Annotated in this window: 20 protein-coding genes and 2 pseudogenes; 7 read left to right on the top strand and 15 right to left on the bottom strand. The window is 62.6% G+C overall.

Annotated features, from left to right (window positions below; translation table 11 throughout):
• Positions 1-7 precede the first annotated feature (7 nt).
• Positions 8-2,245 carry a phosphoribosylformylglycinamidine synthase subunit PurL gene (gene purL, locus NKG60_RS13600; RefSeq protein ID WP_352865915.1) on the bottom strand — a complete coding sequence of 746 codons (2,238 nt, stop codon included), beginning with the start codon at positions 2,243-2,245 and terminating at the stop codon, positions 8-10.
• A gap of 149 nt (positions 2,246-2,394) precedes the next feature.
• Positions 2,395-3,807 carry an aminotransferase-like domain-containing protein gene (locus NKG60_RS13595; protein ID WP_352865789.1) on the bottom strand — a complete coding sequence of 471 codons (1,413 nt, stop codon included), beginning with the start codon at positions 3,805-3,807 and terminating at the stop codon, positions 2,395-2,397.
• Between the two features lie 93 nt (positions 3,808-3,900).
• On the opposite strand from NKG60_RS13595, the gene NKG60_RS13590 reads away from it, so the two are divergent.
• The 3 genes from NKG60_RS13590 to NKG60_RS13580 all read left to right on the top strand — a co-directional run bounded on the left by NKG60_RS13590 (position 3,901) and on the right by NKG60_RS13580 (position 4,933).
• On the top strand, positions 3,901-4,146 hold the full coding sequence (locus NKG60_RS13590) for a DUF1127 domain-containing protein (RefSeq protein ID WP_352467262.1): 246 nt from the start codon (positions 3,901-3,903) through the stop codon (positions 4,144-4,146).
• Positions 4,147-4,281: 135 nt separating this feature from the next.
• Entirely contained in the window at positions 4,282-4,533 is a 252-nt protein-coding gene (locus NKG60_RS13585; RefSeq protein WP_352662547.1) for a type II toxin-antitoxin system prevent-host-death family antitoxin, read from the top strand.
• The gene (locus NKG60_RS13580) at positions 4,526-4,933 is read left to right on the top strand and encodes a hypothetical protein (RefSeq protein WP_352662544.1); all 408 of its coding nucleotides are present in this window, start codon (positions 4,526-4,528) and stop codon (positions 4,931-4,933) included. Before NKG60_RS13585 ends, NKG60_RS13580 begins: the two co-directional genes overlap by 8 nt.
• Before the next feature lie 22 nt (positions 4,934-4,955).
• On the opposite strand, the pseudogene NKG60_RS13575 reads toward NKG60_RS13580, so the two are convergent.
• The 7 genes and pseudogenes from NKG60_RS13575 to purC all read right to left on the bottom strand — a co-directional run bounded on the left by NKG60_RS13575 (position 4,956) and on the right by purC (position 8,732).
• Positions 4,956-5,602, bottom strand: a pseudogene (locus tag NKG60_RS13575) (Pr6Pr family membrane protein).
• Positions 5,603-5,606: 4 nt separating this feature from the next.
• Entirely contained in the window at positions 5,607-6,017 is a 411-nt protein-coding gene (locus NKG60_RS13570; RefSeq protein WP_352662538.1) for a hypothetical protein, read from the bottom strand.
• Between the two features lie 2 nt (positions 6,018-6,019).
• Positions 6,020-6,685 (bottom strand): glutathione S-transferase family protein, encoded by a 666-nt coding sequence (locus NKG60_RS13565; protein WP_352662535.1) that lies wholly within the window; start codon positions 6,683-6,685, stop codon positions 6,020-6,022.
• Positions 6,686-6,716: 31 nt separating this feature from the next.
• On the bottom strand, positions 6,717-7,385 hold the full coding sequence (gene purQ / locus NKG60_RS13560) for a phosphoribosylformylglycinamidine synthase subunit PurQ (protein WP_352662532.1): 669 nt from the start codon (positions 7,383-7,385) through the stop codon (positions 6,717-6,719).
• Positions 7,382-7,636: a hypothetical protein gene (locus NKG60_RS13555; RefSeq protein WP_352492450.1), complete on the bottom strand. Its 255-nt coding sequence runs from the start codon at positions 7,634-7,636 to the stop codon at positions 7,382-7,384. The genes purQ and NKG60_RS13555 overlap by 4 nt, the downstream gene beginning before the upstream one ends.
• Positions 7,637-7,654: 18 nt before the next feature.
• Complete coding sequence (gene purS, locus NKG60_RS13550) at positions 7,655-7,897, bottom strand: phosphoribosylformylglycinamidine synthase subunit PurS (RefSeq protein WP_352865917.1); 243 nt, start codon at positions 7,895-7,897, stop codon at positions 7,655-7,657.
• 40 nt (positions 7,898-7,937) lie between these two features.
• A complete protein-coding gene (purC, locus tag NKG60_RS13545) occupies positions 7,938-8,732 on the bottom strand; it encodes a phosphoribosylaminoimidazolesuccinocarboxamide synthase (protein ID WP_023674725.1) in 795 nt (264 codons plus the stop codon).
• Between the two features lie 269 nt (positions 8,733-9,001).
• Between purC and NKG60_RS13540 the strand changes: the two genes are divergently transcribed.
• Both NKG60_RS13540 and NKG60_RS13535 read left to right on the top strand, forming a co-directional pair.
• Complete coding sequence (locus NKG60_RS13540; protein WP_023674726.1) at positions 9,002-9,322, top strand: DUF1476 domain-containing protein; 321 nt, start codon at positions 9,002-9,004, stop codon at positions 9,320-9,322.
• A 120-nt stretch (positions 9,323-9,442) separates the two neighbouring features.
• Positions 9,443-10,216, top strand: a complete 774-nt coding sequence (locus tag NKG60_RS13535; protein WP_352662523.1) for an HpcH/HpaI aldolase family protein — start codon at positions 9,443-9,445, stop codon at positions 10,214-10,216.
• Here the strand turns inward: NKG60_RS13535 and NKG60_RS13530 are convergent.
• The gene (locus NKG60_RS13530; protein ID WP_352663339.1) at positions 10,213-10,761 is read right to left on the bottom strand and encodes an RBBP9/YdeN family alpha/beta hydrolase; all 549 of its coding nucleotides are present in this window, start codon (positions 10,759-10,761) and stop codon (positions 10,213-10,215) included. The genes NKG60_RS13535 and NKG60_RS13530 overlap by 4 nt on opposite strands.
• A gap of 271 nt (positions 10,762-11,032) precedes the next feature.
• Between NKG60_RS13530 and NKG60_RS13525 the strand changes: the two genes are divergently transcribed.
• Positions 11,033-11,845 carry a VOC family protein gene (locus NKG60_RS13525; protein ID WP_352865794.1) on the top strand — a complete coding sequence of 271 codons (813 nt, stop codon included), beginning with the start codon at positions 11,033-11,035 and terminating at the stop codon, positions 11,843-11,845.
• Positions 11,846-11,915: 70 nt separating this feature from the next.
• Here NKG60_RS13525 and NKG60_RS13520 read toward each other — a convergent pair whose 3' ends face one another.
• From NKG60_RS13520 to NKG60_RS13505, 4 genes are read right to left on the bottom strand one after another with little or no spacing between them, the layout of a single operon-like run.
• The gene (locus tag NKG60_RS13520) at positions 11,916-12,488 is read right to left on the bottom strand and encodes an alpha/beta hydrolase (RefSeq protein ID WP_352974998.1); all 573 of its coding nucleotides are present in this window, start codon (positions 12,486-12,488) and stop codon (positions 11,916-11,918) included.
• Positions 12,488-13,795, bottom strand: coding sequence for an adenylosuccinate lyase (gene purB, locus NKG60_RS13515; protein ID WP_352865800.1), 1,308 nt, complete (start codon positions 13,793-13,795; stop codon positions 12,488-12,490). Before purB ends, NKG60_RS13520 begins: the two co-directional genes overlap by 1 nt.
• Positions 13,796-13,854: 59 nt before the next feature.
• Positions 13,855-14,355 carry a hypothetical protein gene (locus NKG60_RS13510; RefSeq protein ID WP_352865921.1) on the bottom strand — a complete coding sequence of 167 codons (501 nt, stop codon included), beginning with the start codon at positions 14,353-14,355 and terminating at the stop codon, positions 13,855-13,857.
• A gap of 11 nt (positions 14,356-14,366) precedes the next feature.
• Positions 14,367-15,092: a DUF2259 domain-containing protein gene (locus NKG60_RS13505; protein ID WP_352865802.1), complete on the bottom strand. Its 726-nt coding sequence runs from the start codon at positions 15,090-15,092 to the stop codon at positions 14,367-14,369.
• A gap of 143 nt (positions 15,093-15,235) precedes the next feature.
• On the opposite strand from NKG60_RS13505, the pseudogene NKG60_RS13500 reads away from it, so the two are divergent.
• A pseudogene (locus tag NKG60_RS13500) lies at positions 15,236-15,385 on the top strand (DUF2171 domain-containing protein); the annotation flags it as partial.
• 47 nt (positions 15,386-15,432) lie between these two features.
• Here NKG60_RS13500 and NKG60_RS13495 read toward each other — a convergent pair.
• Complete coding sequence (locus NKG60_RS13495) at positions 15,433-16,452, bottom strand: P1 family peptidase (protein ID WP_352865924.1); 1,020 nt, start codon at positions 16,450-16,452, stop codon at positions 15,433-15,435.
• Positions 16,453-16,458: the final 6 nt, after the last annotated feature.

Here is a 16,458-nt window from a genome sequence, read left to right as displayed (position 1 = left end):
GATCACATCACGGATCCACGACCTCATTTGCCATGAAGCGAGGGAACCAGGATTCGTGGGCGGCGGTCAATTCGCTGACCGGTATGGCACGCGCCTCACCCAGCTTCAATTCGCTGCCGCCGGTCGAGCCGATCCACGGCGCAAAAACGCCGAGCTTGTTTTGCTGTTCGCGAATGGCGTCCCATTGCTCGCTCTGCGGGTCGATCGACAGCGTCAGCAGATAACGGCCCTGGTCCTCGCCGAACCAGACCGGGATTGGGCCTGTGCCGATCAGGCCGGGGATGGTCGCGCCGATGCCGGAGGCCATCGCCATCTCGGCCAGCGCCACCGCGATGCCGCCATCGGAAACGTCATGCGCCGCGGTAACGACACCGGAGGCGATCAGCGCCCGCACATGGTCGCCGACCCGCTTCTCGTGGCCGAGATCGACCGGCGGCGGCTGGCCGTCGGCGCGGCCATGGATGTCGCGCATATAGGCGGACTGGCCAAGATGCGTGCCCCACATGGTCGGTGCGCCGACCAGCACGATCATCTGGCCTTCGGCGGCAAAGCCGATCCGCACCATTTTCGACCAGTCGGCAATCAGACCGACGCCACCGATGGTTGGAGTCGGCAGGATGCCCTGTCCGTTGGTCTCATTGTAGAGGGAGACGTTGCCGGAGACGATCGGGAAGTCGAGCGCCCTGCAAGCATCGCCGATGCCTTTCACGGCACCAACCAACTGGCCCATGATCTCCGGCCGTTCCGGATTGCCGAAATTGAGGTTGTCGGTGGCAGCGAGCGGCAGAGCACCGGTGGCGGTAAGATTGCGCCAGCATTCGGCAACGGCCTGCTTGCCGCCCTCGTAAGGGTCGGCCTCGCAATAGCGCGGCGTCACGTCGGAGGAAAAGGCGAGCGCCTTGGTCGGATGACCGTCGACGCGCACGACACCGGCGTCGCCGCCGGGAAGCTGCAGCGAATTGCCCTGGATCAGCGTGTCGTACTGCTCCCACACCCAGCGGCGCGAGGAAAGGTCCGGGCCGCCCAGCAGCTTGAGCAGTGCGTCGGCCACATCGGCTTGCGGTGCATCGCCAGCCAATGGCGCCGGCTTCTTCGGCTCGACCCAGGGACGGTCATATTCCGGCGCCTGGTCGCCGAGATCCTTGATCGGCAGGTTGGCGACCTCGTCGCCCTGGTGCAGCACGCGGAAGCGCAGATCGTCGGTGGTCTTGCCGACGATGGCAAAATCAAGGCCCCATTTGTGGAAGATCGCCTCGGCCTGTTTTTCCTTTTCGGGGCGCAGCACCATCAGCATGCGCTCCTGGCTCTCCGAAAGCATCATCTCATAGGCGCTCATGCGCTCTTCACGCACCGGCACCTTGTCGAGATCGAGCTCGATGCCGAGGTCGCCCTTGGCGCCCATTTCGACTGCCGAGCAGGTGAGGCCGGCGGCACCCATGTCCTGGATGGCGATAACTGCGCCGGACGCCATCAGTTCGAGGCAGGCTTCGAGCAGGCATTTTTCGGTGAACGGATCGCCAACCTGCACGGTGGGCCGCTTCTCGTCGATCTTGTCGTCGAACTCAGCCGAGGCCATGGTGGCGCCGCCGACACCATCGCGCCCCGTCTTGGCGCCGAGATAGACGACCGGAAGGCCGACGCCCTTGGCCTCGGACAGAAAGATTGCGTCTGTCTTCGCGAGGCCCGCGGCAAACGCATTGACCAGGATATTGCCATTGTAGCGGGCGTCGAAATTGACCTCGCCGCCGACCGTCGGCACACCGAAGGAATTGCCGTAGCCACCGACCCCGGAAACGACGCCGGCAACGAGGTGCCTGGTTTTGGGATGGTCCGGCGCACCGAAGCGCAGCGCGTTCATCGCCGCGATCGGCCGCGCGCCCATGGTGAAGACATCGCGCAGGATGCCGCCGACGCCGGTCGCCGCTCCCTGATAAGGCTCGATGTAGGAGGGATGGTTATGGCTCTCCATCTTGAAGACGACGCAGTCGCCATCTCCGATGTCGACCACGCCGGCATTCTCGCCCGGGCCCTGGATGACTTGCGGCCCGGTGGTCGGCAGCGTGCGCAGCCACTTCTTCGAGGATTTATAGGAACAATGCTCGTTCCACATCGCGGAAAAAATACCGAGTTCGGTAAAGCTCGGTTCGCGCCCGACCAGGTCGAGGATGCGCAGGTACTCGTCGGGCTTCAGCCCGTGCGCGGCAATGAGTTCCGGAGTGATCGGCACGGAATTGGAAATGGTCATGGTCGGCAATTTGTGTCCTTGGGATCGAGTCCCGTCTTATCGCAAGCTTTGCAGCCGATACACCCCGTCCGATGACTAAAACAACGGAAAGCAACAGCTGGCCGCAAGTAGCGAAAGATCGCCACTCGACCCGCCGGTTTCAAGCCGGTTCAGGAAAAGCTGTCATAGCCGGCGCGGCCTTCGTCCAGAAGCCGCCGGATCACCGCGACGCCGTGCGCGATATCGCCCCGCTGTCGCGGCTGCGAGATGCCAAACCGCACGCCGTGAAAGGCCTGTTCGGAACGTCCCGCCTTGAACTCGTCCTCGTCGTCGATGAGCACGCCATGTTCGAGGCAAGCCTGTTTGAAAGTGCCGGAAAGCCATGGGTCCGGCAAAGTGAGCCAGACGAAGGGCACATTATCCAGCGCCTTGAAGTCGAATCCGTCGAGTGTCTCGCGCACGATCGCAATGCGCGCACCGATCTCGCCAATGCTGCGCTTGCGCATCTCGGCGGCCTGACCGGACAGCACCAGTCGGCTGCCCACCTCCGCCAGCAGGAAGGGCAGGCCGCCCGTCATCATCTTGTGGGCGACCCGGATGCGATGACGATAGGCCGGCGGGCAGGCGAGCCAACCGCCGCGAACACCCGCCGCGACCGATTTCGACAGGCCGCCGGCAACGATGGTCCGTTCGGGAGCATATTCGGCCAATAAAGGTGTCGGATCATCGGTCAGTCCGCCATAGAGATCGTCCTCGATCAGGACGACGTTGTATTGACGGGCGACTTGCGCGATTGCCTCGCGGCGCGAGGCCGACAGCGTTGTCAGCGTCGGATTTTTGGCCGTCGGCATCAAAAACATCATCTTCGGATGCTTTTGTGCACAGACGCGTTCGAAATCCTCGGGATCGATGCCCTCGTCGTCAGCCGCCACCAATGCGGTCCGGCGACCGATAAGGCCGGCGCTGCGGGAAATCTGCGAATAGGTGAGGTGCTCGAAGACGACATAGTCGCCTGGGGCGGTGAGCCCCGCAATGGTTGCCATCACCGCGGCGTGGGTGCCGAGCGTGGGTACGATCGCATCTGCGGCTGGGCGAAAGGAATTGCGTGACAGCCAGCGCCTGCCGGCTTCGAACCAGCGGTCCGGGAAATCACGAGTATAGCTTGAAATCTCATGCGGATGGTCTTGCGCCGTGCGTGTCAACACATCGGCGACGATGGCACCCTGGCCGACATCCGGTGCGGCCGTGCTATCGAAGCGCAGCTTGTCGCCGGGCGCATCCATATAGCGCGTGCCTTGTTCGACCGGCCCCAGGAACTCCGGCTTCGCGCTCTCCGACTGTTGAGCGAGAACATAGGTCCCGCGGCCGACCTCGCCGCTGACCAATCCCCGCTCGCGCAGCAGTTGATAGGCCCTGCCGACCGTGCCGACGGTCGTGCCGATGTCGTATGCCAGATCGCGCTGCGGCGGCAGCTTTGCCCCTGCACCGATCAGGCCGCGGTCGATGTCCGTCTCGATGGAATCGGCAAGCCGCTGATAGAGCGGGCCGGTGCCGGCGGTAAGGTCTGGAAGCCAAGTTGTCATGGTGACAATTTTGTACATTGCACCGATTTGGGAGTCAATACATATGAAGCAAGCCGTCCAAAACGGCACAATTGCAATCTTGGCAGAAAGAAAATGGGTACAATAGAGACAATCCGCTACGCGGCAGTTGAATTGACCGGAAGCCGCTCGTCGGGCCGGAGATCCTATGTTCGCCGGCTTGTGCAAGTGGTCACGTCATTCGTCCGATGGATCGACAGCCTGCTGGATCGCCGACGCAGTCGGCTAGTTCTGCTCGAGATGACCGACGCCCAGCTCAAGGATATCGGCATTTCGCGCTGCGATGCCCATCGTGAGGGTCTGAGGCCGTTCTGGGACTGAGCCGCCACGCTGGTCATCGCGGAGATGCGACCTCCTTCTTGCCTTCACAGGATTCTCACCTGCGACGCCTCCGATAAATAGGGGTATTGCTGAAAACAGCTATTTCACCTATTTTCCGGCGTGAAGGAGATTACCATGGCGAGTTTCACGCTCACAGATCTCGGCAATAAGTCTGGCGAGGTCGTCGAGGCTGCGTTCCGTGGTCCCGTCGACATCACCAAGCGCGGCAAGCGAAAGTTCGTGCTCCTCACGGCGGAGCAGTTTGACCGCATCACCGGCCGCAGCGCTCAGCGGGCACACCGCGTTGAGGATCTGTCGGCCGAGGAACGCGACGAGCTTCTGGCCGGCCTCGACGCAATTGCGCGAGATGATGTCCGGGATGACTGAGCTTGGTCACGGACAGATCATTCTCTACTCCTATCTGTGGGCAAGGGAATATGACCGCGGCGAGGAGAGCGGACGCAAGGCGCGGCCGGCTTGCGTCATGCTGATCGTTGCCGGTAAGAATGGCCGCAAGCAGGCGCTGCTCTTTCCGGTCACGAGTCAGCCGCCACGCCCTGACGCGTACTATGTCGAGGTTCCTGAGACGGAGGCCCGTCGCGCCACGCTCTATACGCCAGCCTGGGTTATCGTCGATGAGTTCAACACCGATGATCTCGCGACGAGCTGGGCGCTCGAGGATGCCAAGCCGCTTGGCCAATTCACGCGCAAGTTCATGTCACGGATCGCCGGTGAAGCTGCTGCGGCGATCCGTGCAGGCGCCGCGCGAACCGTGCCAAGACGCTAAAGGCAGCCAGGGCGGGAGAACGTCATCGCGGATGCATGCGTTCCGCCCTGATCCGCGTGACACCGTGGTCCACAAGCACCGCCACAATGCACAGCATCAGAAAAAGCCCGGTGATGGCCAGAGCTGAGACGGCGACGCTGGTCGCACCGTTCTTAGCGAGATCGAGGAACGGGTAGGGCACTTCACCGGCAATCGGCGCCCGTAGCAGCGCGTAGGCCAGGTAGGCGATCGGATAGATCATCCACCAGGAGATGTCGCGCCACCGCGTCGAGCCGTCAGCTCCCGCCACAAGCCACCACAGCACAAACAGCACCGGCGTCACATAGTGCAGAAGAACGTCGCAGAGCAGGAACAGCCCTTGCGGCTGCCAGAGCTGCGCCAGGACCGTTGCATAAACGATGAGAACCAGCGTATGGCGACGGCTACGCCCGCTCGCATCCGTGGCCCGGCAAAGGCCGGAAACCAGGCGTAACCCGTCGATGACAGCAACGAGGCATGGACAAGCACCGCGCCGATGTTGGTCAGGACGGTGAAGAAGCTGAAATAGAAGACCAGCGAGCCGACAAAGCCGCGGCCGGCCGCCATTGATGCCGGGACGGTGATGCAGATCTGCAGGACGAGTCCGGCCAGGCCGATAACCAGACCGGTGATCTGCAGCAAGCGACCCACTGGGCTAGGCAGCAGCGCCGCAGGCCGGATTGCCCGCCTGCCAGCGGGCAATGTCCGAGCCGATGCGCGCGCCGAGCGGTTCCGCCATCAGCGGGCCGAACACGTCGACGCGGCTCGAATTGCCTTGCGCCTGCACGACCAGCAGCGGCTTTCCGCCATAATGCTTGGCCGGCACCAGCAGGAAGCGGGGCGTGCCGCTAAACGAATTCAGTTCGTTGGCCATCTGGTAAGATTTGAAGGCAGGGTCCTTGCTGGCGATCCAGCATTTGTGGGCAGCGATTGCCACCTGTTCCATGGCAAGCAGTGACGCGCTCTTGCCCGCCGGCGCCGGCGTGCTCTTCGGGCCTGACTGGCATGAGGCGAGTACAAGCCCGGCGACAGTAGCGACGGCGAGGCGCGTGGTCGTCAGTCTCATGTTCAAGCGGCGCCCATCTCGAGTTCGGACAGAAAGATCTTCAGACCGTCTGTCATCTCACCCCAGACGCGCGACAGCGCCGGATGCTGCAAGGCGATTTGCTCGTAGGCATCGAATTTCGGATAGGCGTCAAGCAGGTCGGGGCGGCCGATCGTTGTCCTGAAATTGTTGAAGATGAAGCGGGTCGGCGTCAGCCAGGCATCGGCGAAGGAGATGTCGTCGCCGAGCGCGAACGGGCCATGCGCCATGCGGGTCTCGATTGCAGCAAGCCCGTGATGCAATCGGGCGAACTGGGCCTTGATCTCCGCCTCATTGCGCTGCGGCACGAAATAGAGCTCGAACAGCTTCATCATCGGCGCGAGCACGTCGAGGTCGGTGATGCGGGCGAACATGCGCACCAGCGCCCGGTCTTTCGAATCCTTGGGCAGCAATGCAGGCTCGGGAAAGCGCTCCTCCAGATATTCGGCAATGACCACCGATTCGACGATCGTTTCGCCCGAGCCGGTGATCAGCACCGGAATCCGGTTGAGCGGCGAGATGGCACGAAAGGCTTCGGGGATGGGAAACCCCGGCGGTGGTGCAATGACCTTGAGCGGCACGTTCTTGATATAGGCCAGCGCCCGCACGATCGACGAATAGGGCGACAACGGCCGCGAATAGAGTTTCATGACCGTCGCTCCAGGAGGAAAATTGAAGGCATCAAGCGGCGATGCCCAGCGCGCTTTCGAACAGCGCCCGGCCGTCGCTGCCGCCATGCGCCGCTTCGATCAGGTTTTCCGGATGCGGCATCAGGCCGAGCACGTTACCGCGGCCGTTGACGATGCCGGCAATGTCGTTGATCGAGCCGTTGGGATTGGTGCCTTCGGCATAGCGGAACACCACCTGGCCTTCGCCCTCGAGGCGAGCCAGCGTTTCCACGTCGGCAAAATAATTGCCGTCATGATGCGCCACCGGCGCGCGGATGACCTGGCCCGGCTGATAGCGGCGGGTAAACATCGTGTTGGCATTAGCAATCTGCAGCTTGACTTGCCGGCAGACGAATTTCAGCGAGGTGTTGCGCATCAATGCGCCCGGCAGCAAGCCTGCCTCGACCAGGATCTGGAAACCGTTGCAGACGCCGATGACCGTGACGCCCCTGGCCGCCTTTTCGGCCACAGCCCGCATCACCGGCATGCGCGCGGCAATGGCACCGCAGCGCAGATAATCGCCAAAGGAAAAGCCGCCGGGAATGGCGATCAGGTCGACATCGGGAATTTCGGTGTCGGTCTGCCAGACGGTGACCGGCGGCGTGCCGGAAATCTTGGTCAGCGCCGCGATCATGTCGCGGTCGCGATTGAGGCCGGGGAGCAGGACGACGGCTGATTTCATTTTGGTTCGTAGGGCCTCTGGGCTTCGGCGAGTTCGCGCAATTCTAGGCGGCGTTCTATGCGCTCAAGGCGATCGTCTTGACGGCCGAGAATGCCATAGATGTTGTGAATGTCGCTTTGCGTTGCGACCATGTGACCCCGAACTACGTTCAACTCCCGCTTCACTTCGGAAACATCTTGGCGAAGTTCAGCGACTTCGTGATGCACACGCTTGAGGAGCTCATACATCAACTCATTCGTGGCTTCCGTCATCTGCCCTCCGGTACAACCTCAGGTAATGGCCACACTATAGTTCTCAATCACCGTATTCGCCAGAAGCTTGTCACACATGGCTTTCAGATCGGCCTCGGCCTTGGCCTTGTCGCCCTCGGCAAGCTCGACATCGAAAACCTTGCCTTGCCGCACCTGGCCAACGCCGCCGAAACCCATTGCGGACAGCGCATGCTCGATTGCCTTGCCTTGTGGATCGAGCACGCCGTTCTTGAGGGTTACGGTAATGCGGGCCTTGATCACGCTGGACATGCTCCTGTTCACCTGTTGAGCGGGCAAGCCGTCAGTGCGGCTTGCCTTTGACGCCGTCGGTCGATGCGACGAGCACCGGTCCGGCCGGACGCGGCGGCTCGTTCTCGTTCATGATGCCGAGGCGGCGGGCAACTTCCTGATAAGCTTCGACGAGCCCGCCCATGTCGCGGCGGAAGCGGTCCTTGTCGAGCTTGTCCTGGGTCGCCACGTCCCACAGCCGGCATGAGTCCGGCGAAATCTCGTCGGCGACGACGATGCGCATCATATCGCCTTCGAACAGGCGGCCGCATTCGATCTTGAAGTCGACGAGCTGGATGCCGACCCCCATGAACAGGCCGGAAAGGAAGTCGTTGACGCGAATGGCCAGCGCCATGACGTCGTCGATCTCCTGCGGGCTCGCCCAGCCGAAGGCGGTGATGTGCTCTTCCGATACCATCGGATCGTCGAGCGCATCGGCCTTGTAATAGAATTCGATGATCGAGCGCGGCAGCACGGTGCCTTCCTCGATGCCCAGGCGCTTGGCCAGCGAGCCGGCGGCGACGTTGCGCACCACCACTTCGAGCGGTATGATCTCGACTTCCTTGATCAGCTGCTCGCGCATGTTGAGCCGGCGGATGAAGTGGGTCGGAATGCCCATCCGGTTGAGATGATTGAAGATGTGCTCGGAAATGCGGTTGTTGAGCACGCCTTTGCCATCGACGATTTCATGCTTCTTCTTGTTGAAAGCGGTAGCGTCGTCCTTGAAGAACTGGATCAGCGTGCCAGGCTCCGGTCCCTCATAAAGGATCTTGGCCTTGCCTTCATAAATGCGGCGGCGATTTTTCATCTGATTTTTCTCTGGATTTGCGGGCAGGCGGCAAGCGACCAGTACTGTCCGTCTGCCTAAAATAAGATGGCGACGGTGGGGTTCAATGCCGGTGTCTATCCCAATCGCACTGTTTGCTCAATCGGCAAATCCTTTCAATCAACCGCTTTCGGGGACCGAAATGCCGCAGCGCAGCAACCAATGTAGCATATTGACCGGCCGGCGCCCTTTTGGTTTGTGCTCCGGCAACACATATTGGCGCAACGAATCGGATTTCACGGAGGGATGCCATGAGCAGCATGAAAGACCGCGAAGAAGGCTTTGAGCGCAAATTCGCATTCGACGAGGAACTTCGGTTCAAGGCCGCGGCACGCCGCAACAGAGCGCTCGGCCTGTGGGCTGCCGAAAAGCTAGGCAAGTCAGGCGCCGACGCCGACGCTTATGCCAGGGAAGTGGTCGTCAGCGACATCGAGGAAGCCGGCGATCACGACGTTTTCCGCAAGATACGCAAGGATTTCGATGCGGCCGGCATCGACCAGTCGGACCATCAGATCCGCCGCACCATGGATGAATTGATGGCGCAGGCGATCGAGCAGATCAAGAACACCTGATCTTTCCGCCGGTATCGATAGAATGCTGGACCAATCGACCGCCCGGCCCAGCCGGGCGGTTTTTCTTTGCCTTTGCGGTCGTTTCCGGCTGAATTGCTGCAAGCAAAGAGGAAATCGCCAATGTCCCTGAAGTCACGCCTTGCGGCCGACGAGACGCTGTTCACCGCATGGTCCGGCGTGCCGGATGCTTTGACGGTCGAGATACTGGCCAGGCAAGGGTTCGACGCGGTTACGCTCGACATGCAGCATGGTGGCCATCACGAGGACAGCGTACTGCGCGGGCTTGTGCCGGTGCTGGCCGCCAACAAGCCGGCTTTGGTGCGCATTCCGGTCGGCCGCTTCGACATGGCCAGCCGCGCGCTCGACTTCGGCGCCGAGGCGGTGATCGCGCCGATGGTGAATTCAGTGGCGGACGCAAAGCTGTTTGCCGCCGCCATGAAATACCCGCCGCTCGGCGAGCGCTCCTGGGGCCCCACCTATGCCTTTCCGCGCCATGGCAAGGGCGATCATGCCGACTGGCTGCGCGACAGCAACCAGCGCACCATGGCGTTCGCCATGGTCGAAACGCGCGCCGCGCTTGAGGCACTCGACGGCATCCTCGACACGCCGGGCATCGACGGTATCTTCCTAGGCCCTTCGGATTTCTCGATCGCCTGGTCGAAGGGGACCACCGTCAGTTCGACGCTGGAGAGCATGATGGAGACCGTCGCCTCGATCGCCGAGCGCACCCGTAAAGCCGGGAAGCATGCGGCGATCTATGTGATGGAACCGGCCATTGCCGGTCGCGTGGTGTCGATGGGCTACCGGCTGCTGGCGATGGGTTCCGAGCATTCGCTGATTTCGCTTGGGGCAAAGACCCTGCTGAACAGCGTCAGGGGCTCAATCGCTTCCTAGAGATCCGTCAGGAATTTCGCGAAGGTCATCGATCCTTCGGGCCAAGGGCCGAAGCCGGAATCTGCGTTGAGATGGCCGGCATCGCCGGCGTCGATGAACAGCGAGCCCCACGCCGCGGCAATGTCCTCGGCGACGCCGAAGGCGCAGAACGGGTCGTTGCGGCTGGCGATCACCACCGACGGAAACGGCAGCGGGTCGCGCGGATAGGGGCCGAAGGTCATCAGGTGCCTGGGCTTTATCTTTGGATTGGCGACATCGGGCGGCGCCACGAAGAAGGCGCCGGCGACCTGCCGCTCAAACCGAGGCAAGGCCTGGATGACCGCGGCGACGCCAAGCGAATGAGCGACGATGACGACCGGCCGCTCGGCCTCGTTGACCGCCTTGGCGACACCGGCCGTCCAATCCTCGCGCACCGGCTTCGACCATTCCGTCTGTTCGACGCGGCGCGCTGTCGACAGTTTCGACTGCCAGCGGCTCTGCCAATGATCGGGGCCGGAATTTGTGTAGCCCGGCACGATGAGAATATCTGCTTCCCTGACTTTCATGGCGCGCATGTAGCGAGAGGCGCTGTCGGGTGCAACCGGGTATAAACTCAACAGCGACACGCAAACGGTCTCTCACGAGCCCGGTTCTGCTCGTTATTGTGAACACCATGTTCGCTTCTTGCACTCTTGTGTGAACGATCGCGATCGATGATCTGTCGCCGGGAAAGAATGGCTGTTCCGAGATTTTGGCACGGACACGGCGTAGAATGATTGATGGCGCCGGGTTCCTCCATTGGAAGCTTGTCGAGCGCCGCTTGAACGGAGCACTTTGATGAGCGAACTGCCTTTTGCCGCGACGACCCCGGTCAGCGTTGCCCGCGTCGGCTTGCGGGCGCGCGAAGCAGAAAATCTCGCTGCCTACTATCGCAAAGTCGTCGGTTTGCAGGAACTGAGCCGCGCCGGCGGCACGATTACGCTCGGCGCAGTCAATCGCCCTTTGCTCGACATCGAAGCGGATCCGGCCGCGAAACCCGATGACCCGCGCAGCGCCGGTCTTTTCCACACCGCCTTCCTGCTACCCAGTCGGGCCGATCTCGGCCGCTGGATCAATCACGCCATCGCCGGCAAGATCGGCATCGAGGGTGCATCCGATCATCTGGTCAGCGAGGCGCTTTATCTAACCGATCCGGAAGGCAACGGCATCGAGATCTATGCCGACCGCCGTCCGCAGGACTGGAAATGGAACGGGGACAAGATCGCGATGGCGACGGAGCGGCTGAACATTCAGTCGGTCGTTGCCGAAGTGCCGGCCGGCGACACCGGCTGGCAGGGCGCGCCGGAAAACAGCATTATCGGTCACGCCCATTTGCGGGTCGGCAGGCCGGAAGAAGCCGAAGCATGGTGGCATCAGGAGTTCGGTTTCGACACCGTGGCAAAGTACGGCGGCGCGGCGGTGTTCCTGTCGTCCGGCGGCTATCATCACCACATTGGCGCAAATGCGTGGCAGAGCGCGGGCGCCGGTCGCCGAGATCCCTCCCGCTCCGGCTTGGCCTGGGTCGAGATGCGTTCGGACAATGCCGCAAGCGAGACCACCCGCGAGGACCCGTGGGGCACAGTGATAAGGACGGTTCCCGGCAAGGCGTAGGCCAATGCATGTCGCGCAAAAGTGTGCAGCGGTTTTGCGATAACGACATGCATAAAAACAAGAATATAGATTAGAGGTTCGCCTTCTCAAGCAGGCGTCCAAGCATGAGCAGGCCCGCTGGCCATACGCCCAGGCCGGCCTCGTTCCCCATATGGCCAAGATCGCCGGCATCGGCGAAATCCGCGCCCCAGGCGGCGGCAAAAGCGGTCGCCTTGTCGAAGGTGACGCGGGGGTCGCTGCGGCTCGCCACCACCAATGTTGGGAAGGGCAGGCGCTTCAGCGGCATCGGCGCGAACGGGCGCACCGCGTCGAATGAGGGATCGGCATCCTCGACATTGGTCGCGGCAACCAGGAGTGCCGCCGCGACCTTGTCGAGTTGGCTTTGACTGGCGCCGGCAGCCCACTTCACCGCCGTCGCCACCGCCAGCGAATGCGCAAGCAGCACGATGCGGCGGGGTGCGGCGGCCACCGCGGCATCCACCTGGCCGATCCAGTCTTCAGGCTTCGGCCGGTCCCACTCAGCCTGCAGCACGCGGCTCGAATTGGGGAACACCCGGCACCAATGCGACATCCAATGATCCGGCCCGGAATTGCCGCGCCCGGGCAGGGCAAGGAAATCGAAATCTCCGGCCGACGAAATCATCAGGCTTCTCCGAACACTCGGCTGAAGATCGTATCGACGTGCTTGGTATGGTAGCCCAAGTCGAATTTCTCGCGGATCTCGGCCTCGGGCAAGGCTGCGACAACGTCCTTGTCGGCCAGAAGTTCCTCAAGAAAATCAGCGCCTTGCTCCCACACCTTCATCGCATTGCGCTGCACCAGCCGGTAGGCGTCCTCGCGCGAAACGCCGGCTTGCGTCAGCGCTAGCAGCACGCGCTGCGAATGCACAAGGCCGCGGAATTTGTTCATGTTCTTCAGCATGTTGTCGGGGTAGACGAGCAGTTTGTCGACGACGCTGGTCAGCCGTGAGAGCGCGAAATCGAGCGTCACCGTCGCGTCGGGCCCGATCATGCGCTCGACCGAGGAATGCGAGATGTCGCGCTCGTGCCAGAGCGCCACATTCTCCATTGCCGGCAATGCGAAGGAGCGCACCATGCGGGCAAGGCCGGTGAGGTTCTCGGTCAGCACAGGGTTGCGCTTGTGCGGCATCGCCGACGAGCCCTTCTGTCCGGGTGAAAAGTACTCTTCTGCTTCAAGTACCTCGGTGCGCTGCAGATGGCGCACCTCGATCGCCAGCCGCTCGATCGACGAGGCGATGACGCCGAGCGTGGCGAAGAACATCGCATGGCGGTCGCGCGGAATCACCTGCGTCGACACCGGCTCGGGCTTCAGTCCGAGTTTCTTGGCCACGTATTCTTCGACATAAGGATCGATATTGGCGAAGGTGCCGACCGCACCCGAGATGGCGCAGGTGGCGATGTCCTCGCGTGCGTGCACCAGCCGCTCGCGGCAACGCGAGAATTCGGCATAGGCCTGTGCCAGCTTGATGCCGAAGGTGGTCGGCTCGGCATGGATGCCGTGGCTGCGGCCGATGGTGATGGTGTCCTTGTGCTCGAACGCGCGGCGCTTGAGCGCCGCAAGCAGCCCGTCAATGTCGGCCAGCAGGATGTCGCTGGCCCGGGTGAGCTGCACGGCAAAACAGGTGTCGAGAACATCGGACGATGTCATGCCCTGGTGGATGAAGCGGGCATCCGGCCCGACGAATTCGGCAAGATGCGTGAGAAAGGCGATGACGTCGTGCTTGGTGACGCGCTCGATCTCGTCGATCGCTTGGACATCGAACTTCGCCGCCCCACCTTTCTCCCAGATGGTCTTGGCGGCCCCCTTCGGGATGACGCCGAGCTCGGCCAATGCGTCGCAGGCGTAGGCCTCGATCTCGAACCAGATGCGGAACCGGGTTTCGGGCGACCAGATGGCCACCATTTCCGGCCGGGAGTAGCGAGGGATCATCGGTCAGTCCTGACTTGCGGGAGCGTTCGCCAGCGTCCTAACAGAGCGAGATGGAATGCTCAACGCTGCTGGCGCGCAAACCAGATGCTGGCAATTGCGAGCGCGATGAAACCTAGCGGAAAATACAGCCGGATGCCGAGGACGACAAACTGATAGAGTGCCGTCAACATCGTGAACACGAACTGGAAAACCCAGGTGATGGTAAGCGCGGGTGCATGCCATTGGACGTAGTAGGAGCGGTATTGCAGCCCAAACAGGCCGCCGGTGACGGCGATCGTCGCTGCGAGAAAGCAGACGAAGGCGGCCGCGAGGGCGATCTCCCAGTGGCGTCCGAGCGAGACGAGCCGCGCCAGGAACAGCCCAATCGGGAAAGCCAGCGCACCGCCGGCAGCATAAAGCAGCGAGACGAAGCGGATCTTTGCCGGGGTCTCCCAGTCGTACTGCAGCAGATTGAGCAGCGCGCTGGCGCCCATCGCTATGGCCCACAGCAGCGCGCCGACGGACGCAGCACGCAGCGGCGGTAAAGCGCGGCGCAGACGATGCAAGGCGCGGGTGCGCATGGCCAGGAGCGTCACAGCCGTCCGGTTACCGCGATCCAGCGATAGTCCGGCCCTTCGAAGCCGTATTGGCGCACCGCGATCAGCACGGCATAGGCGCTGAGGCTATCCAGCGAAAATGTCTGAACCGCGCCGATCTGGTAGCCAGTCGGACAGCCTCTGCTTTGCGGGATCGATTTGTCCTCGTGAATAATCCTTGTCTGGCCGCCGTCCTTCGCCTCGATGCGCAGCAGGCGAAAGCCGTTGATCTCGCCCAGGCTCTGGCAGCGTTCGGTGTCGTTCATGCCGATCTGGTCGAGCCGGAACTCAAGCGGATCGTCGACCGGCGAGAAGATCGGGCGCGGATTGACCACCATGCGGAAGGGATCGGCAGAAAGCTCGGTCACCGGGTTGAAGCCGGCGGTGATGCCGCGAATTGCCGTGAGTTCCGCCTGACTGACGATCGCTTCGCCCTTTTGCCGGGCCTGCAGCCGCGCTGCGTCCACCGCGGCATTCTCGTCGTCGAGCCGGACACGGATCGGCGAGCCCTTCAGGAAACTGTCGTTGGCCGTGTCGACATAATAGCGGTTCGCATAGGGAAATCCCGATCCGTCCTGGACGCCGTATTCCTCGAAGGCAAAGACCCCGCCATCACGGCTGAAGCCGAGGATCTCAAGCTCGGCGACATCGCCTGCGTGGGCGGCGACCAAAGTTGCAAGCGGGGCAAGCAGGCAGACGGCAAACAGGGCAAGATTTCGCATGGGGCTTCCATTCAGGCGGTCGACGCCGTTAAATTCCTATCACGATGCCGTCAAAAGATCGTGCTGACTGAAACACAAGGTCGATGCATCCAATCCGGCCGTCGTGCTTCCATACGTTCGCGAATCTTGGCTGCATCTCGATCAAGCGCGACAGCGGCGAGGGCGCTCACAGGGGCCATCACCACTTCATTCCTCTCAGCCTTGTCGCCGAGGTCGAGGGCCAGAAGGTGCGGCTCTCAGCAAACTCGGATGTTGCGGTCACGTTCGAAGAAGAAAAATCCGAACCCAGCTGATCAAAAGTCCAATCTGATTACGGCAAACCCGAATGAGCGTTGCGCGGTCAGCGCGATGACCAGACCGGGAACAGATCGCCCTCGGCCGGCGTCGCGGCAAAGACGCCGCGGCTGATGGCGCGCGCCATCGTGGCGCCGGCCGCGGCGTAGAGATCGATGGCATCGTTGGGTGCGAGCTCGATGCCGCTCTTGCCGGTTGCCAGCGCGAAGACCAGATCGCCGTCTGCGGGCGTGTGCGTCGGCCAAATGGCACGGACGAAGCCGTCATGCGCTGATATCGCCAGGCGTTTGGCTGCGGCCTTCGTGAGTACCGCATCGGTGGCGATCACGGCGATGGTCGTGTTGGCGCCGGTTTCCGCCTGCCCTGCGGCATGCTTGTCACGGAACTTCAGCACGATCTTTCTGGCATCGTCAGGCACCGGGTGGGGAAAGCCTAAGCCGCCGAACTCGTCGCCGATCTCGAACGGCGCCGCCCAGAAATGGCGGGTCCCGGCGACCGTCACCGAGCCGGTCGGGTTGACGGCGGCGAGCGCGCCGATGGTGACGCCGCTGTCCAGCGCTGTCGAGGCCGAGCCGAGCCCGCCCTTCAGGCCGGAGCTCAAAGCCCCGCAACCTGCGCCGGCAGTGCCGAGCGCAAAGTCGATCGCGGCGGCTTGCGCGGCTTCGTAGCCGAGGTCGCGGTAAGGCGGATACCGGCTCCAATCCTTGTCGCCGCCATTGCGCAGGTCGAACAGGATCGCCGCCGGCACTATCGGCACGCGAAAGCCGCCGACCTCGACGCCGATGCCTCTTTCGCGCAAGGCCGCCTGCACCCCCGACGCGGCGTCAAGGCCAAAAGCCGAGCCGCCCGACAGCACCACGGCATGGATGGCGTGGATCGAATTGTGCGGCTCGAGCAGGTCGGTTTCGCGGGTGCCCGGCGCACCGCCCAGGATTTGCACACCGGCCACGGCCGGTTCGTCGCAGATGACGGTGGTCACACCGGATTTCAGCTTGGCATTCGCCGCATTGCCGACACGCAGGCCGGCGACGTCGGTGATGAGATTGCGCGGACCCGTATGGAACATCCCCGT

Source organism: Mesorhizobium sp. M1428, from assembly GCF_040317515.1.
In the GTDB taxonomy this organism is placed as follows: Bacteria; Pseudomonadota; Alphaproteobacteria; order Rhizobiales; family Rhizobiaceae; genus Mesorhizobium.
The sequence above is the reverse complement of the archived record's forward strand: the minus strand, read 5'-3'. Positions and strand labels throughout refer to the sequence as shown.

Bases quoted from the DNA above. Each gene is read 5' to 3' on its own strand.
- NKG60_RS13525 (WP_352865794.1), top strand. From the start codon at position 11,033: ATGAGCGAACTGCCTTTTGCCGCGACGACCCCGGTCAGCGTTGCCCGC.
- NKG60_RS13555 (WP_352492450.1), bottom strand. From the start codon at position 7,636: ATGACGGAAGCCACGAATGAGTTGATGTATGAGCTCCTCAAGCGTGTG.
- purQ (WP_352662532.1), bottom strand. From the start codon at position 7,385: ATGAAATCAGCCGTCGTCCTGCTCCCCGGCCTCAATCGCGACCGCGAC.
- NKG60_RS13590 (WP_352467262.1), top strand. From the start codon at position 3,901: ATGGGTACAATAGAGACAATCCGCTACGCGGCAGTTGAATTGACCGGA.
- purB (WP_352865800.1), bottom strand. From the start codon at position 13,795: ATGATCCCTCGCTACTCCCGGCCGGAAATGGTGGCCATCTGGTCGCCC.
- NKG60_RS13520 (WP_352974998.1), bottom strand. From the start codon at position 12,488: ATGATTTCGTCGGCCGGAGATTTCGATTTCCTTGCCCTGCCCGGGCGC.
- NKG60_RS13540 (WP_023674726.1), top strand. From the start codon at position 9,002: ATGAGCAGCATGAAAGACCGCGAAGAAGGCTTTGAGCGCAAATTCGCA.
- purC (WP_023674725.1), bottom strand. From the start codon at position 8,732: ATGAAAAATCGCCGCCGCATTTATGAAGGCAAGGCCAAGATCCTTTAT.
- purL (WP_352865915.1), bottom strand. From the start codon at position 2,245: ATGACCATTTCCAATTCCGTGCCGATCACTCCGGAACTCATTGCCGCG.
- NKG60_RS13530 (WP_352663339.1), bottom strand. From the start codon at position 10,761: ATGAAAGTCAGGGAAGCAGATATTCTCATCGTGCCGGGCTACACAAAT.
- NKG60_RS13565 (WP_352662535.1), bottom strand. From the start codon at position 6,685: ATGAAACTCTATTCGCGGCCGTTGTCGCCCTATTCGTCGATCGTGCGG.
- NKG60_RS13510 (WP_352865921.1), bottom strand. From the start codon at position 14,355: ATGCGCACCCGCGCCTTGCATCGTCTGCGCCGCGCTTTACCGCCGCTG.
- NKG60_RS13505 (WP_352865802.1), bottom strand. From the start codon at position 15,092: ATGCGAAATCTTGCCCTGTTTGCCGTCTGCCTGCTTGCCCCGCTTGCA.
- NKG60_RS13595 (WP_352865789.1), bottom strand. From the start codon at position 3,807: ATGACAACTTGGCTTCCAGACCTTACCGCCGGCACCGGCCCGCTCTAT.
- NKG60_RS13495 (WP_352865924.1), bottom strand. From the start codon at position 16,452: ATGTTCCATACGGGTCCGCGCAATCTCATCACCGACGTCGCCGGCCTG.
- NKG60_RS13585 (WP_352662547.1), top strand. From the start codon at position 4,282: ATGGCGAGTTTCACGCTCACAGATCTCGGCAATAAGTCTGGCGAGGTC.
- NKG60_RS13535 (WP_352662523.1), top strand. From the start codon at position 9,443: ATGTCCCTGAAGTCACGCCTTGCGGCCGACGAGACGCTGTTCACCGCA.
- NKG60_RS13570 (WP_352662538.1), bottom strand. From the start codon at position 6,017: ATGAGACTGACGACCACGCGCCTCGCCGTCGCTACTGTCGCCGGGCTT.
- NKG60_RS13580 (WP_352662544.1), top strand. From the start codon at position 4,526: ATGACTGAGCTTGGTCACGGACAGATCATTCTCTACTCCTATCTGTGG.